Raw genomic sequence first — 16,426 nt, 5'->3', positions numbered from 1 at the left:
CGTGAATGGATTTACGGTTCAACTGGAAAATGTTGAGTTTGTTTCATGTGTTGCCGCTGCCGACAATGTGCGCCATCGATTACCTGGAGCACATCGCAATGGCAGTGGCACACAACCTGGGCTTTCCCCGCATCGGTCGCGACCGTGAACTGAAAAAAGCGCTTGAAGCGTATTGGCAGGGCGACCTCGACGAAGCCGGCTTGCGCGCTGTGGGCCGCAACTTGCGTGCCGCCCATTGGCAGTTGCAGAAAGACGCAGGCATTGAGCTGCTGCCCGTCGGCGACTTCGCCTGGTACGACCATGTGCTCAGTCATTCGCTGCTGTGCGGCGTGGTGCCCGAGCGTTTCCGCCATGGCAACAGCTTGCCCACGCTCGACACCCTGTTCGCCATGGCCCGCGGCAGCAGCGGCCACGGTGAAGGTTGCTGCGCTGGCGCCCATGCCGAAGAAATGACCAAGTGGTTTGATAGCAACTACCACTACCTGGTGCCTGAATTCAGTCACGACCAACACTTCACCCTGAGCTGGGAACAGCTCTTTGAAGAGGTGGCTGAAGCGCACGCGCTGGGCCATCAGGTGAAGCCGGTCATTCTCGGGCCGCTCACCTTTCTTTGGCTGGGCAAAGCCCGCCATGGCGACTTCGACAAACTCGACCTGCTCGACCGCCTGCTGCCGCTGTATGGCGAGATTCTTGGTCGCCTGGCGGCGCAGGGCGTGCAGTGGGTGCAAATCGACGAACCGATTCTGGCGCTAGACCTGCCGCAAGCCTGGAAGAACGCCTTCGAGCGCGCCTACAACCTGTTGCAGTACTCGCCCACGCAAAAGCTCGTCGCCACCTATTTCGGCGACCTGCAAGACAACCTCGGCCTGGCCGCCAGCCTGCCCGTGCAAGGCTTGCACGTGGACCTGGTGCGCGCTCCGGAGCAACTGGCGGCGGTGCTCGACCGCGTGCCCACGTACAAAGTGTTGTCGCTGGGCGTGGTCAACGGCCGCAACGTTTGGCGCTGCGATTTGCAGCAGGCGCTGGCGCAGTTGCAGGAAGCGCAGGCGCGTTTTGGCGACAACCTGTGGGTCGCCGGTTCGTGCTCGCTGCTGCACAGTCCGGTCGACCTGAACCGCGAAGACCAACTGGACGAAGAACTTCGCAGTTGGCTGGCGTTTGCCGTGCAGAAGTGCGCTGAGATTGCCGTGCTGGCCAAGGCATTGAACACGCCACAAGACCCTGACGTGGTCGCCGCACTGGCCGCCAGCACTGCGGTGCAAACCAGTCGGGCTCATTCCACACGTGTCCACAAGCCTGAGGTGCAGGGGCGCGTCGCCGCCATCCAGCCGGCCGACAGCAGACGCCAGTCGCCCTTCGAACAGCGCATCGACGTGCAGCGGGCGCGCCTGAATTTGCCGCTGCTGCCGACCACCACCATTGGCTCGTTTCCGCAGACGTCGGCCATTCGCCTGGCACGTCAGGCCTACAAGCGCGGCAAGTTGTCGGTGGGTGAATACACCGAGGCGATGCACTGCGAAATTCGCCACGCCGTGCAGGTGCAAGAGCGCCTTGGCCTGGACGTTCTGGTGCACGGCGAGGCGGAGCGCAACGACATGGTCGAATACTTTGCCGAGCAGTTGGACGGCTATGCCTTCACCCGTTTCGGCTGGGTGCAGAGCTACGGCTCGCGCTGCGTAAAACCGGCGGTGATAGTCGGCGACCTCAGCCGCCCGCAGGCCATGACCGTGGACTGGATCACCTACGCCCAAGGCCTGACCGACAAGGTGATGAAAGGCATGCTCACCGGCCCGGTGACCATGCTGATGTGGTCCTTCGCCCGCGACGACATTTCTCGCGAGCAACAGGCGCGACAACTGGCGTTGGCCATTCGCGATGAGGTGGTGGACCTGGAGCGCGCCGGAATCAAGATTGTGCAAATCGACGAAGCCGCCTTCCGTGAAGGGCTGCCGCTGCGCCAAGCCCAATGGGCGGCGTATCTCGACTGGGCGGTGGAAGCGTTTCGCCTGTGCGCCAGTGGCGTTGGCGATGCCACGCAGATTCACACGCACATGTGCTACAGCGAATTCAACGATGTGATCGAAGCCATCGCGGCCATGGATGCCGACGTCATCACCATCGAAACCTCGCGCTCGGCCATGGAGTTGTTGGATGCGTTCGAAGCGTTTGATTATCCCAACGATATTGGCCCGGGCGTGTACGACATCCACTCGCCGCGGGTGCCGGACACGGCGGCAATGGTTGGGCTGTTGAGCAAGGCGGCTAGTCGTATTCCGCTGGAGCGGCTGTGGGTGAATCCGGACTGTGGGCTGAAGACGCGGGGGTGGGTTGAGACGGAGGCGGCGCTGGTGAATATGGTCGCGGCGGCGCGGCAGATGCGGGCGGGGGGGATGATGGAGGTATTGGGTTCTGACTGATTTCTCTACCTCAACACGGTCATTCCCGCGTAGGCGGAGGTTTAGGGTTCCAACTGAGTTCCCCGCCCCAACACGGTCATCCTCGCGTACGCGGGGATCCAGAATTTCGGATGGGGCCGCGATGTATGTTCGCCACAAAACTCTGGATCCCCGCGTTCGCGAGGATGACGGAGGTTTTGGCTTCTAACTGCGTTCCCCGACCCAACACCGTCATCCTCGCGCACGCGGGGATCCAGAATCTCGGATGGGTCTTCGATGCTTGCCCGCCACAAAACTCTGGATCCCCGCCTGCGCGGGGATGACGGAGGTTTTGGTTTCTAACTGCGTTCCCCGCCCCGACACCGTGGTTTCCCGCGTAGGCGGAGGTTTTTGGTTTGCACCTGCGTTCCCCACCCCAGCCCACTACCGTTCAGCGCCCTTCATCAAACTGTCACGGTTATGTGGCAGCGCGCTCGCACAGATGTCAGCAGAATCCGCCCTTACTGGGGTTTTGCGTGTTGGTATTTTTCTTATGCGAGCGTTTCTTTTCTGGGCCGCCTTGTGGTGTGCCTTGCCGTCTTTTGCGGCTTCACGGTGTGATGTCACGGTTCCCACGCAACGGGCAGATCTGGGCGAGGTAAATCTTGCTTACCAGAGCATCGGGCGCGAGTCCGATCCGGCGTTGTTGCTGGTCATGGGCCTGGGCGGACAGTTGATTCACTGGCCGGACGAAGTGGTGGTCGCCCTCTGCCAGCAAGGCTTTCGGGTGATTCGTTACGACAACCGCGACGTCGGTTTGTCGACGTGGGCCCACGCGCCAGAAACGGCCAACCTCACCTATGAAGTGCTGCGCTACAAGCTCGGTTTTTCCGTTACCGCGCCGTATCACCTCACCGATATGGCGCAAGACGCACTCGGCTTGATGAACAGCCTGCACGTGAACCGTTTCCATGTGCTGGGCGCGAGCATGGGCGGCATGATTGCTCAGCACATGGCCGACATGGCGCCTGATCGGGTCGCCAGTCTGACGCTGATCATGACCAGTTCGGGCGCCCAGGGCTTGCCGGAGCCCAAGCCGGCGTTGCTGGCGTTGTTGGCCCGCCGCGAAGCGCCGAACCGGGAGGTGGCCATCGAGCAGCAGGCCGACTTGCTCGCCGCGCTGGGCAGCCCGACGGTGCATGACGACCGCGCCTTACTTAAAGAGCAGGCTGCCGTGGCCTACGACCGAGCATTCAACCCGGCCGGCGTGCAGCGGCAGATTCTCGCCATTCTCGCCGAGCCGAGCCGCGTGGCGTTGCTGGATCGCCTGCGGGTGCCGACCCTGGTGGTGCACGGCACGGCCGACCCGCTGCTGCCGGTGATGCATGGCGTGCATGTGGCCGCGCACATCAAGGGCGCGCAGTTGAAGCTGATTCCGGGGCTGGCCCATCGCTTCCAGGAAGCTTTCAAAGCGCCGCTGCTGGCCGCCGTGTTGCCGTACTTGGCTGAGCATCGCCAGCCGGTGGGGTTGGCCCAGCTTTAACGGGCAGGGCGACGCCGCTGTCGCCCACGCACAACTCAACCGCGCTTCTGTCGCGCTGACGCTGAATTTTCTCCTCTACCCTCACGACACAACCCGGCAACCGCGCTATGGTCGCCGGCTATTTATTGGGGGTGGGGAAAGGCATGAGGTTGTCCGGTCGCGGGGTGGCGCTGTCGGTGATGGCATCGGTGCTGTTCGCCTTTATGCCCGGCTACGTGAACCAGCTGGCGCCGCTCGATGGTATTCAGATTTTCGCCCAACGCGTGCTGTGGTCCATTCCGATGGTGCTGTTGTTGGTGGCGCTGTCGCGGCAATGGGGGTTGTTGCTCGGCGCGCTGCAACGTCTGCGCCGCGAGCCGCTGCTGGTGCTGGCCTTGCCCGTGGCGGCTGCACTGATCGGCATCCAGTGGGGGCTTTTTCTCTGGGCGCCGCTGCAAGGCATGATGTTGGAAGTGACGCTCGGCTACTTCCTGCTGCCGTTGGCGATGGTGCTGGTGGGGCGCGTGTTTTACCGCGAACGATTAAGCCCGCTGCAAGGCATTGCCGTCGGCCTGGCGCTGCTAGGCGTGCTGCACGAGCTGTGGCTGACCCGCGCGTTTTCCTGGGCCACGCTGGTGACTGCGCTGGGCTACCCGCCGTATTTCATGCTGCGCCGCTGGATGCGTCTGGACTCGCTGTCCGGTTTTATTCTGGAAATGCTCATGCTGGCGCCGGTGGCGATTTGGCTGATCGTCGCCTACGGCCCTGACCATTTGTTCACCCAGGCGCCGCAGATGTGGTGGCTGCTGCCCGGCATCGGCTTGCTGGGCACGCTGGCGTTTGCGGCGATGATGGCCTCCAGCCGGCTTTTGCCGCTGGGCGTGTTCGGCATTCTCAGTTACCTGGAGCCGGCGCTGCTGTTTGCGGTGACCTTGTTATTTCTTGGCGAGACCTTCAACCCGGCGCAGTTGTGGACGTATCTGCCCATTTGGTTGGCCATCGTGCTAACCGCCTGGGACAGCATTCACGTGCTGCGCAAGCAGGGCCGACAGCCGCTTTAACCGGGGCGAAACGGCGCGCCTGCGGTCGACCGCCTGCACAGACTGCGGGCGTTCCGGGGCAACAACCGGTAACCTATGCGGCTGTTTAGTGATCTTCGCCGAGGTAGCCCCTGTGTTTTCCCAATTCGCCCTGCATGAACGCCTGCTTAAAGCCGTGGCCGAGCTGAAGTTTGTCGAGCCCACCCCGGTACAAGTCGCGGCCATTCCGCCGGCGCTGGAAGGGAAAGACTTGCGGGTTACCGCGCAGACCGGCAGCGGCAAAACCGCTGCATTCGTGCTGCCAATGCTCAACCGCCTGATGGGCGACGCCAAACCCCGCGTCGTAATTCGCGCACTCATCCTGCTGCCGACCCGCGAACTCGCACAGCAGACGCTCAAAGAAGTGGAGCGCTTTTCGCAGTTCACCTTTATCAAGTCTGGCCTGATCACCGGCGGTGAAGACTTCAAAGTGCAAGCCGCCATGCTGCGCAAGGTGCCGGACATCCTTATCGGCACGCCGGGCCGTCTGCTCGAACAACTGAACGCCGGCAACCTCGACCTCAAGGCTGTGGAAGTGCTGGTGCTGGACGAAGCCGACCGCATGCTCGACATGGGCTTTGCCGAAGACGTGCAGCGCCTGGCAGGCGAGTGCAAAGGCGCGCACCAAACCATGCTGTTCTCCGCTACCAGCGGCGGCAACGGCTTGCGCGAGATGGTCGCCTCGGTACTCAAAGACCCGCAACACCTGCAACTCAACGCCGTCAGCCAACTGAGCGACGGCGTGCGTCAACAGATCATCACCGCCGACCACAACCAGCATAAAGAGCAATTGGTGTTCTGGTTGCTGGCCAACGAGACGTACCAAAAAGCGATCATCTTCACCAACACCCGCGTCGCCGCAGACCGCCTCTACGGCCGGCTGGTGGCAGCGGAGCACAAGGTGTTCGTGCTGCACGGCGAGAAAGACCAGAAAGACCGCAAGTTGGCCATCGACCGCTTGAAGCAGGGCGGCGTGAAAATTCTGGTCGCCACCGACGTCGCCGCCCGTGGCCTGGACGTGGACGGTCTGGACCTGGTCATCAACTACGACATGCCGCGCAGTGGCGACGAATATGTTCACCGCATCGGCCGCACCGGCCGTGCGGGCAATGAAGGCCTGGCGATTTCGCTGATCTGCCACGGCGACTGGAACCTGATGTCCAGCATCGAGCGCTACCTGAAACAGAGCTTCGAGCGCCGCGTGGTTAAGGAATTGAAAGGCACCTACGGCGGCCCGAAAAAGGTCAAAGCTTCGGGTAAAGCGGTGGGTGTTAAGAAGAAAAAGACCGACAAGAAAACCGACAAGAAAGCGGTGGCCAAAGCGCCGAGCAAACGCAAAACCGCCAACAAGCCGAAGAGCTCACTGGTGAGTGGCGATGGCATGGCGCCGTTGAAGCGCAAAAAGCCAGAGGCGCCGGCGGCGGAGTAATCGCTGCACACCGCAATTCCTGTAGGAGCGGCTTTAGCCGCGATGCTGTTTCCACCTTGAGATTCTGGATCCCGAATCGTCGGCCCGCCGCCTACGCGGGAATCCAGAATGTTTCAGGAATTCGTGGTCGCGAATCAGCCGCGAATTCCCCGAAGCAATTACTTCGGCACCACCAAAATCTTCCCTTCGCGCTCGCCACTCGCCGCCGCCTTCACCGCGTCCTTGATCTCACTCACGTCATACGTCGCCGCAATGCGGGTTTTCAATTTGCCGCTGGCGATCAACTGCACCAACTCTGCGAACACCTTGCCCTGATCAGCCTGACTGGCGCTGCGGAACCATTTCGCCAGCCAGAAACCGCGCAGGCTGACGTCGCGGAAAACGATGGCCGACGGCGACACCTGGCACGGTTCGCCGCTCATCATTCCGTAGTTCACCACCACGCCACCTTCGCCCAGGCACGCGGCGAGGTGGTCGGTGGCGGCGCCGCCCACGGCGTCGATGGCCAGACGAAGAGTGGCGCTGCCGGTGGCTTCGCGGACGCGCTTGGCCAGGTCCGGGCCGTCGACCAGTACCACGTCGCCGCCGTCTTGCTGGGTGGCGGCGACGGCTGAGTCACGGCGCACCACGTTCACGGTTTTAAAGCCGCGCAATTTGGCCAACTGCATGATGTAGCTGCCAACGCCAGAGTTGGCGGCGTTCTGAATCAGCCATTCGCCGGGCTGCAAATCTACGAACTGGCTCAGCAGCAACGAGGCGGTGGGCGGGTTGACGGTGAGCATCGCCAGTTGTTGCGGGTCGGCGTCTGGCAGCGGAATCAGCTTGCTGGCGTCGGCGTTCAGGTGTGTCACCCAAGTGCCGCTACCAACCGGCAGCAAGACGATTTGGCCGACGCTGAGGTTGCTCACGGTGGCGCCCAATTCCTCGACCTTGCCTACGCCTTCGTTGCCGCCAATGGCGGGCAACGGCGGCAGCATGCCGTATTCGCCGGTGAGAGTGAGCACGTCGGAGGGGTTTATCGGCGCCGCCAGCACCTTGATGCGCACCTGCCCGGCAGCGGGCGCCGGCAGTTGCAGTTCAACAGCTTCGATCACCTCATGCGGCACGTTGCTGCGGGTTTGGTATTGAGCTTTGAGCATGTCGATCTCCTGGCAGTTAAACGGACGCAGCAGTCTAGCTGCCTTGAAGCCTCGCTGCTTCAGCGCACGCGATCACGGCTTTTTACGGCTAGGTCTAGCGCCTTTTGCATGTCTAGCCGTGCCGAGCGGCCGACGTCTTTGTTGTTGAGGTCGTAGTTGCGCTCGGAGGGCAGAATTGGGGCGGTCAGGTCTTCGGCATCGGCGGGCTCGAAGTCGAATTCTTCGCCGATGGTCATGGCGCTGCGACGCAGCAGCATGCGCACCTGTTCGGGGTGCAGCTGCGGGTTGATCGACAGCACGGCGGCGACGATGCCGGTGACCATCGGCGTGGCATACGAGGTGCCGCAATGGGCGTCGCCCGCCGCATCGGCGGCTACTGTGGAGGCGTGGGCGCAGGCAGCGGCGGTGATGTCGACGCGCATGTCGCTGTTGGACGAACTGCGTTTAACCACGTAGGCCGGATCGTCCACGGCTACGTCTTGGCGCTCGCTGCGCTGGTGGCCGCCGACGACGAACAACTGATCGGTAATAAACGAAGAAGGCAGACGGTACTCGTCAGCACCAGAAAAGGACGAGCCGTTGCCGGCCGAGTTCACCACAATCACATCCGGGTGTTTGGCCCGCAGCCAGAGAAAGAATTCTTCCAGCAACTCTTCGTAGCCATTCATGGCCAGGCCGGAACGCACCAACGAGTCCACCTCGTCGCCTTTGATGTTTTTCGCGCCGACGCGGTGAATGCCCCAGCTCCAATTCAGCACGCGCACGCCGTCTTCCACCAGGTTCACCGAGGCGGCGATGTTGGCGGTAATGCCTGCGTCGGAGTTGCGCTCCACAATCACTTCAAAGCCCGGCCCGGCGCCGTCGAGCCCGCGCAAAAAGCCGGTGTTGCCGCCCTTGTCCCAGCGCGCAGCGAGAATGCCGGTCACGGTGGTGCCGTGGCCGTCGGGTTTGCTGGCGTCGCGGGCGTACACGCGGGTGTGCGGTTTGCTGTCTTCACGGGTGGCAGCGCCGAGGTAGTCCTCGAAGTCGGCCGTATCGAAATCGACATTGCGTTCGATGATGCCGATGCGGATGGGTGTGACCGGCACCGGTTTGTTCTTGGATGGAATGCGCCGCTGGTAGTAATTCACCGCGTCTAGAAAACGGTTGGCGGCCCACTCATCACCGCTCGGTTTTTCTTCAGGCGCTTGTTTGCCGGCGGCGAGGTCGTCGTCCAGGTTTTCGCTTTCTTCGGCAGCGGACTCCTCGATCACCACCGCGTCGACGCTCACTTCCGTGCCCAGACGCAAAATCAAGGCATCGCGTTCCATCAGGTTTGTCGCCGGCAGCCGCAGTTGGTAGGTGTTTAGCGGCGGGATGGCGCCGACCACTTCGGCGCCGTATTTCTTCGCCAATTGCCGGGCCATGCTCAGGCCGTCGGTGTCTTCCTCGATGATCACGCTGACCAGGTTGATGTACGTGGTCAGGCCATCCATGTTCTTGGTCACTTCGTCTTTCTTCGCGGCGACCACGTGGCTGCGGTTCAGCGACAGCCACACCGGATTACTCGCTTGGCCCTGCTGCTCCAGCCACACCGGCGCGCTCTTGTAGCGTTCGCCGCTCAGTTGCACTTGCAGGTTTTGGCCGTCACGTTGCAATGCGCTGTCGGGCAGCGGCTCGCCGCCGAGAAAAACACGCACGGCGTCGTTTTGCAGGCCTTGGGCATTCAGGCAGAACTGCTGCGCCTCACTTAACACATCGCCGCAGCGTTGCAGGTGCACCAGGCGCAGCGGTTCAGCAGCCAGGGTAGGCAGGGCGGTGGCCAGCAGCGTAAGGGTCAAACTAGCAACGTGAAGGGCGCGCATCGATAGGGTTCCATGGCAGATCGAAGTAGGGCTGTGAGTCGCCCTGGCAGCATTGGTTCAGGCCACGTTATGCCAGGCAACGCGGGCTGGGCGCGCTATGCTTGAGCAACACGCCGACAAACCCGGGAGGTCGCATGTTTTGCCGACTGTGGGCCTTGGTGTTGCTCGGGATGTTGGCGGTGGCCGCGCACGCGGAGCCGCTGCGTGTTGGCTTTGGGTTGAACAAGCCGCCGTATGTGTTCGAAGTGGAACGCAAAGGCCTGGAATATGAAGTGGTGGAAGCGGCGTTGCGCCGCGCCGGCTATGAAATGCAGCCTTACTTTGCGCCCATGGAACGCCTGCATTTGATGCTCGCCCACGGCGAGCTGGACTGCATTACCACCACCAATGAACTGAGCGGCGTGGCGGCGTATTACTCCGATACCTACATTTATTACCACAACACGGCCGTGGCGCTGACGACGCGCAAGGTGCAGTTGCACAGCATCGGCGACTTGCGCGGATACTCGGTCAGCGCCTTCCAGCGCGCGCGCTTCTTGCTCGGCCCCGAGTACGCCGCCGCCATGAAGGACCATCCCAATTACCGCGAGGAAGCGCAGCAAGTGACCCGCAACCGGTTGCTCTACAGCGGCCGTATCGACGTGATTATTGGCGACCTCAAGGTGATTCGTTACTTCAACCGCGACGTGCTCGGGCAGGTGGATATCAGCCAACCGCTGACGTGGTACGAGTTGTTCCCGCCCACCGCCTATAAGGCAGGCTTTCGCCTGGAACGTCAGCGCAATGCGTTCAATCACGGCCTTGCCACCATCCGCCGCACGGGTGAATACGAGCAGATTGAGCGCAAGTACGCGGACTACTGATGCTTGCCACTGGCCTCGGTTGTAGTTTCCCGTTGCAATTGCAATCAGCCGTGCCAGCGTTTTTTTGCCAGTCTTTTGCCCACTCGAATTTCGGCCTGGAGAACGGAAGATGCTGTTTAAAGCGTTAGCGGTGGTGGGGTTGTCGGTGCTGGGCGGTGCAGCGCAAGCCGAGGAGGATTTTCAGCAAAGCAGCGAGCGCGGCACCGTGCAGGTGCAATACCTACTGAACGATTTGCGCCATCCGTGGGGCATGGCGTTTCTGCCTGACGGCCAGGTGCTGATCACCGAACGGGCCGGCCAACTGCGGTTGGTGGCGGCCGACTTCGCGACCTCAGCGCAGGTTGGCGGTGTGCCCGAGGTTTACAGCCGTGGGCAGGGCGGTTTGCTCGATGTTGCCCTGTCGCCCCGCTTCGAGGACGACCGTTGGGTTTACCTGGCTTACGCCGAAGAGGGCGACGACAACCTGGGCGGCACCGCCGTGGGACGCGGCAAACTGGCTGCCGACAATAAAAGCCTTGAGCGCTTTGAGGTGATTTTTCGCCAGGCGCCGAAGCTGTCTACCGGCAGCCACTACGGCGCCCGCTTGGTGTTTGATGGCGAGGGCCATTTGTTTGTAACCCTTGGCGAAAACTATCAACGCACGGCCGCCCAGGACCTCGACAAACTGCAAGGCAAAGTCGTGCGCCTGAACCTCGATGGCAGCATTCCCGCCGACAACCCGTTCGTAGGCAAGCCCGGTGCGCGTGGTGAAATTTGGTCGTACGGTCACCGCAATGCCCAAGGCGCCGCGCTCAATCCCTGGACCGACGCGCTGTGGCTGCACGAACACGGCCCGCGCGGCGGCGATGAAATCAATATCCCCCAACCTGGCAAAAACTATGGCTGGCCGCTGGCAACCCACGGCATCGATTACACCCTGCTGCCGATTCGCGAAGCCAAGGGCAAAACCGCACCGGGCACCGAACCGCCGCAGCATGTTTGGGAAAAGTCGCCGGCCGTCAGCGGCATGGCGTTTTATAACGCCGAGCGTTTTGCCGGCTGGCAGCACAACCTGTTTATCGGCGCGCTGAGCGATCAGTCGTTGATTCGCCTGGAGCTCAAGGGCAATGACGTGGTGCACGAGGAGCGTTTGCTTAAAGACAAACTCGGGCGCATTCGCGATGTGCGCCAGGGGCCGGATGGCTACTTGTACGTGCTGACCGATGCGGACGCTGGCAGTTTGGTGCGCATCGGTCTGAGCGAGTAACCCACGTTACAGGTCGACGGGCTCGTCGAGCGCCTCTTCAGGCGCGCTGCTGTCGGCTTGGGCGCTTTCCTCGGTTTTCTCCAAATCGAGCATGTCGGCGGCGAGCAACGGTTCGGTCACCACGCTGAAGTCGGTAATTTCGATAGCGCCTTGGCCTTCGCCCAGCAGGTGGAAGGAGAAGGCCTTGCGGGTTTCGAGGTTGTCGAAGCCGAAACTCAGGTTTAGCGTTTGCCCGGGCTTGAGCGCCGGCAGCTCGGGAATCAGCCCGGCCACATCGCGATCGAACTCCTTGGTTTTGAGCAGCAGCTTGGCGCCTTGCTTGGCCATGCGCACCGCGCGAATGGTGACGTTCACCCGCGTGCGGGTGCCTTGCGGCAGTTCCAGATACTGGGCGCCGATCAGGTTGTCGGCCCAGTCATCCTTGGCCTCGGCCTTCAGGCGAATTCGTTCGTTATTGGCGAACTGGTATTGCTGGCCGATCTGGCCGTTGCTCAGCGACTGATCCAGCAGGGCCGCCCGTTCGCTGACCAGTCGCGCCTGTTTGCCGCCCACACGGCCCAGGTAGCGGGCCTGGTCAGCGATAAAGCCTTCACTGGCGTAGCGCCGACAGATTTGCTGAAAGTCGCATTCGGTAAACGTGCCTTTGCCGTCGTGCTGGCGCAGCAAGCCGTTGGTGTACGACAGGATCTCGCGCCCGGTGCTGTAGTCGCGAAACAGCGAGCGGCCGGTGAGGTTTGGCGGCACCTGGAAGTCGAAGTAATCGAGCACCGAGGCGGTGAGGTCGACATGCCCGTACACGCCTTGTTTCAGCTTCGGTAATTGGCTTTGTTCGGGGGCCAGAATCAGGTTGAAGCCCCACGCCGAAGCGAGCCTGACGTCATCGATGCCGTGCGATTCGTCCGAGGTAACGATCACCAAGGTGTCTTTCAGCACGCCCTGTTTCTCCAAGCCAGCAAGGAAGTCGGCGACGGCGTCGTCCAGGTAGCCGATGGCGGCTTGTTTGGCGCTGGGATAGCGGTCCAGATAATCCTGCGGCGCCGAATAGGGCTGGTGCGTGCCAACGGTGAGCAGCGTGAGCATCCATGGTTTTTTCGATTGGCGAAGCTCGGCCACCTGTTTCAGCGCGCCTTCGAAATACGCCTTGTCGTCCATGCCCCAGGGGAATTCCAGGTACGGCTTGTTCTTAAACCAACTGCGGCCACGGGTTTGCTCGAAGCCCATGTGCGGCATGATTTTGTCTTTGGCCATAAAGCGCAGGCCGGCGCCTTGCAGAAAGGTGGTGCGCATGCCTTGGTCGCGCAGCTGCGCAGGCAGGCATTGCAGGTTACGGGTGCTGCTATTGAGCAGTTCCACGCCTTTGGGCGTGCCGCTGTCGAGCTTGCTGTAGTCGCCGCACAACATGGCGTACAGGCCGCGAATGGTCTGGTGGCTGTGTAGAACATAGTCGGGCGTGTTCATTGCGCGGTCGGCCCATTGGCTCAGACGCGGCATCAAATCCTCGTGATAACTGCTGTGCAACGCCTGTCGATTGGTGGCGAGGTACGCGCCGGGAATGCCTTCGAGCGTCACGATCAACACGTTCTTCGCCTGGCCTTTACCGGCGAACAGCTTGGTGCCGTTGAGATCGAGCTGGCTGAGGCCCGCGATGTCGGGTTTGGTTTCGGGGTCGTCGTTATCCAGCCAGGCTTCCAGGCGCATCTGGCCGGTGTTAAAGGCTTCGGCCAGCAGCTTGTGCGGCAAGTTGAATTGCTTCCACTGCACTGCCTCACTGGGCGCCAGGTACTGGCCGCTGGCGTGCAGCGCCGCGAAGCCGAGTGGCAGGGCATAGGTATAGAAAGGCAAGCGCCGCGCGGTTTTTTGCCAACGCACCCACAGGTTCGCCAACAGGCCAAGCGCCAAGCCAAGGCCGAGCAAGGGATAGGTGAGGCCGCCGCCTTGGGTGGAGTGGCCGACGAATGTGGGGTCGGTGAGGTATTGCAGGTCGCTGACTTCTGGCATGCGGCCGACGGCGCCTACCAGTTCAGCCGTGCTCAGGGTAAACACGCTCCACACCAGCAACACCGGTAGCGCCAGCCACACTGAGCGGTTGTGCAGCAGCACGATCAGCAGCGAGCCGATGGCCAGGTCCGACAAATAGCCGAAACCGTTGGACCAGCCAAGGCAATAGCGCGCCAGCAGTGGCACAACAAGCAGAAGGAAACCGCGCGCGAGAAATGTGTAAGCGGGGTGCTGCAGCCAGGGGCTGGAAATGCGCACAGGAGCTCCTGAGATAAGGCAGAGAGAATCCAAGCCAGTCGGCAAAGCAGCTAAGAAACTAGAGCGAGAGCGGCGACCGCGTTGTCACGATTTTGAAACAACTCTGTGCGCGAGGCCAGAAGCTTGTTTCACGTGGCGAGCCGAATGTGTGAGCAGGGGTGTAACGGGGCGTGAATCGAGAACGGTCAGACGGAGAACGAGGGAAGAAGCGGGGCGGGTACTACAGCTGTTCGAGCGCTTTCATTCAAGAATGACAAACAAAGCGCTGGGAACAGCAGCAATAGCGAAAGACTTACTTTTTACCGAGGGTGATGTGGCGCGACGGGGCGAACACCTGACCGCTAACACCTTTTGGAATTTCCTGAATCTGGCCACCAGCTTTCAGGAATGCCGTCACTGCATCGTCAATCGAGCTGTGCGTTTCAACGGCGGGAGGGGCTTTTTTCTTCATTTCGGATGCTTTAACGCGCATGGCGGCCATTTAACCTGTCAACAGTAATTTGGCCAGGCATTGTACACAAAATGAGCGGCCCTGGCCCGGCTAAATAGCGGTCAATTCTCGCTCGGGTGATTTTCTCGCACACCGTTGAAATAGGTTAAGCCCTTGTAAACCCTTCAAAACGCGCGGGGTCGGGGACAGCTGCGGCGAAGCACCGTCGGTCAGTGCAGCCGCGTGCGCACGTACAGCGCTTCCACTTTTTCGCGGGCCCATGGGGTTTTACGAAGAAATTTCAGACTCGACTTCACGCTGGGTTCGCTCTGAAAACAGCGAATGGCGATCAGCTCGCCGAGCTTTTCCCATCCGTAATGCGCCGCCAACGCCGTCACGATGGCTTCCAGGGTGACGCCGTGAAGCGCGTTGTGCTGTTTTTCGCTGGTCATGGGCCGCTCGTTATCAAAAGGGAAAATGCCGCCGGCCAGGGGCGAGCATCGGCGGCGGATTATCCGGCAATGGCGCCTGGCCGTCACTGTTGGCGGCGTGCTTCGGGTAGAATGCCGGCCACGCAACGAGGGCAGTGCACATGGCTTTGATCGGACGTTTCAACAGTTTGCAGGTGGTTAAACACACCAACTTCGGCCTTTACCTGGACGGCGGCGCCGACGGCGAGATTCTGCTGCCCAACCGCTACATTCCCAAAGACACGCCGACCGAAGTGGAAGACTGGCTGAACGTCTTCATCTATCTGGACAGCGACGACAAACTCATCGCCACCAACGAAAAGCCGAAGGTGCAAGTGGGCGAGTTCGCCAGCTTGAAGGTCAAGGAAGTCAACAGCATTGGCATCTTCCTCGACTGGGGCTTATCCAAAGACCTGCTGCTGCCGTACTCCGAAGAAAAACGCACACTGCAAGCCGGCGACTATTGCGTGGTGCACGTCTACCTCGACAAACACACCCGCCGCATTACCGCCACCGCCCGCCTGGACCGTTACCTCGACAACACGCCCGCCGCATACAAGGTTGGCCAGGCCGTTGATTTGTTGGTGGCTGAATCCACCGACATGGGCTTCAAAGCCATCATCAACAACCAGCACTGGGGCCTGATTCACAAGAACGAAGTGTTCAAGTTTTTGCGCGCTGGCAAGCAGGAACAGGGCTTTATCAAAGAAATTCGCCCCGACGGTAAAATCAGCCTGAGCCTGCAACCGGTTGGCAAAGAAGCTGCGGTTGGGCTGCATGAGCAAATCCTCAACAAACTGCGCGAAAGTGGCGGCGTGCTGGCAGTAAGCGACAAGAGCCCGCCAGAAACCATCGCCGGGCTGTTTGGCGTCAGCAAAGGCAACTTCAAAAAAGCCATCGGCGCGTTGTACAAACAGGGCGAGTTGGTCATTCACGCCGACCGCATCGAACTGCCCAAATAACGCCTCGCCCCGATTCTCGGGGCTGTTCTAGAATTCCTCACGTGTACGCCGTTGTAGCTCAGTCGGTAGAGCATCTGATTCGTAATCAGGAGGTCGGGGGTTCTTATATTTCCTATGTTTCTTATGCACATTAGAAGGGCACAAATCTTGAGAGATCGAACTCAAAGGCCCTCCATGAGAATCCTCAAGAAATAAAAGTATTTATTAGCTATAAATCATAGGCTTATCTAGCTAATGAGGCCGAAAGGGAGAAAAAGAAGGATCGGCCCATCAAGCTTTGATTCCTGCCGAGATAGCTCAGTTGGTAGAGCGGAGCCCTCGTAAAGCTCAGGCCACGTGTTCGATCCACGTTCTCGGCACCATTTCTGTAGGTGTGGTGATTCTCCTCCACCTTTTGATTGAGATGAGGCTAATCATTTTATTATGAGAAGAGGCCGATTTCTTCCAGACAGTGGTCATTCAGTGTCAAGTCTATCCTGGCACTGCTTGCTAGTAATCTGCCTCTAAAAGCCTTAGTAAGGTGTTATTTGACAGCGAGGGCTCTAGGTAAGACACCTCCTAAAAGCCCCATCCTGTAGTACGCCAAGCAGTCTTTAGGCCTGCGCATCGAGTCAGGTTAGCGATCCGCCCTCATCACCTTGTGAGGCCTTTGAGGCTATGGGCACCTAGTGTCTGAAGCATTTTTGTGTGCGCCTAATTATAAATAAGTTAATAGTTATAGTAATTCTTCGTTCGACTGATGGACTTGATTATTTAAGTTGGAAAATAAAAAGGTGGAGTAGTGGTTGGAAAATTCGTAATCAAAATAAAT

The 16,426-nt window shown here is 60.5% G+C and carries 12 protein-coding genes and 1 tRNA gene; 8 read left to right on the top strand and 5 right to left on the bottom strand.

Features of this window, described 5'->3' with window-relative positions:
• The first annotated feature begins 98 nt into the window (after window positions 1-98).
• The 4 genes from metE (at window position 99) to ACZZ0Q_RS17435 (ending at window position 6,405) form a co-directional block, all read left to right on the top strand.
• Window positions 99-2,417 carry a 5-methyltetrahydropteroyltriglutamate--homocysteine S-methyltransferase gene (gene metE / locus ACZZ0Q_RS17450; RefSeq protein ID WP_463542301.1) on the top strand — a complete coding sequence of 773 codons (2,319 nt, stop codon included), beginning with the start codon at window positions 99-101 and terminating at the stop codon, window positions 2,415-2,417.
• A gap of 511 nt (window positions 2,418-2,928) precedes the next feature.
• Window positions 2,929-3,918 carry an alpha/beta fold hydrolase gene (locus tag ACZZ0Q_RS17445; protein ID WP_463541417.1) on the top strand — a complete coding sequence of 330 codons (990 nt, stop codon included), beginning with the start codon at window positions 2,929-2,931 and terminating at the stop codon, window positions 3,916-3,918.
• A 143-nt stretch (window positions 3,919-4,061) separates the two neighbouring features.
• Complete coding sequence (rarD, locus tag ACZZ0Q_RS17440; RefSeq protein WP_463541418.1) at window positions 4,062-4,958, top strand: EamA family transporter RarD; 897 nt, start codon at window positions 4,062-4,064, stop codon at window positions 4,956-4,958.
• A 112-nt stretch (window positions 4,959-5,070) separates the two neighbouring features.
• Window positions 5,071-6,405: a DEAD/DEAH box helicase gene (locus tag ACZZ0Q_RS17435; protein WP_162998689.1), complete on the top strand. Its 1,335-nt coding sequence runs from the start codon at window positions 5,071-5,073 to the stop codon at window positions 6,403-6,405.
• A 158-nt stretch (window positions 6,406-6,563) separates the two neighbouring features.
• On the opposite strand, the gene ACZZ0Q_RS17430 is transcribed toward ACZZ0Q_RS17435, so the two are convergent.
• Together ACZZ0Q_RS17430 and ACZZ0Q_RS17425 are read right to left on the bottom strand one after the other, a co-directional pair.
• Window positions 6,564-7,544, bottom strand: coding sequence for a zinc-dependent alcohol dehydrogenase family protein (locus ACZZ0Q_RS17430; RefSeq protein ID WP_463541419.1), 981 nt, complete (start codon window positions 7,542-7,544; stop codon window positions 6,564-6,566).
• A gap of 59 nt (window positions 7,545-7,603) precedes the next feature.
• Window positions 7,604-9,388, bottom strand: coding sequence for a S8/S53 family peptidase (locus tag ACZZ0Q_RS17425; protein ID WP_463541420.1), 1,785 nt, complete (start codon window positions 9,386-9,388; stop codon window positions 7,604-7,606).
• A 134-nt stretch (window positions 9,389-9,522) separates the two neighbouring features.
• Here ACZZ0Q_RS17425 and ACZZ0Q_RS17420 point away from each other — a divergent pair, with 134 nt between their 5' ends.
• Together ACZZ0Q_RS17420 and ACZZ0Q_RS17415 are read left to right on the top strand one after the other, a co-directional pair.
• Complete coding sequence (locus tag ACZZ0Q_RS17420) at window positions 9,523-10,251, top strand: substrate-binding periplasmic protein (RefSeq protein ID WP_463541421.1); 729 nt, start codon at window positions 9,523-9,525, stop codon at window positions 10,249-10,251.
• Between the two features lie 109 nt (window positions 10,252-10,360).
• Entirely contained in the window at window positions 10,361-11,497 is a 1,137-nt protein-coding gene (locus ACZZ0Q_RS17415; RefSeq protein WP_463541422.1) for a PQQ-dependent sugar dehydrogenase, read from the top strand.
• A 6-nt stretch (window positions 11,498-11,503) separates the two neighbouring features.
• Here the strand turns inward: ACZZ0Q_RS17415 and ACZZ0Q_RS17410 are convergent, their stop codons facing one another.
• From ACZZ0Q_RS17410 to ACZZ0Q_RS17400, 3 genes are all read right to left on the bottom strand, one after another.
• Window positions 11,504-13,753, bottom strand: coding sequence for an LTA synthase family protein (locus tag ACZZ0Q_RS17410; RefSeq protein ID WP_463541423.1), 2,250 nt, complete (start codon window positions 13,751-13,753; stop codon window positions 11,504-11,506).
• 292 nt (window positions 13,754-14,045) lie between these two features.
• Window positions 14,046-14,234 (bottom strand): hypothetical protein, encoded by a 189-nt coding sequence (locus tag ACZZ0Q_RS17405; RefSeq protein WP_205898675.1) that lies wholly within the window; start codon window positions 14,232-14,234, stop codon window positions 14,046-14,048.
• Between the two features lie 179 nt (window positions 14,235-14,413).
• Entirely contained in the window at window positions 14,414-14,635 is a 222-nt protein-coding gene (locus ACZZ0Q_RS17400; RefSeq protein WP_122492617.1) for a VF530 family protein, read from the bottom strand.
• Window positions 14,636-14,775: 140 nt separating this feature from the next.
• On the opposite strand from ACZZ0Q_RS17400, the gene ACZZ0Q_RS17395 reads away from it, so the two are divergent.
• Window positions 14,776-15,615: a S1-like domain-containing RNA-binding protein gene (locus ACZZ0Q_RS17395; protein ID WP_122492616.1), complete on the top strand. Its 840-nt coding sequence runs from the start codon at window positions 14,776-14,778 to the stop codon at window positions 15,613-15,615.
• Between the two features lie 286 nt (window positions 15,616-15,901).
• Window positions 15,902-15,977: transfer RNA gene (locus ACZZ0Q_RS17390), tRNA-Thr, on the top strand.
• The last annotated feature ends 449 nt before the right edge of the window (window positions 15,978-16,426 follow it).

It is taken from the genome of Pseudomonas sp. AC070 (assembly GCF_979258635.1).
Note: the sequence above shows the minus strand (reverse complement) of the source record. Positions and strands in the feature narration are given on the sequence as shown.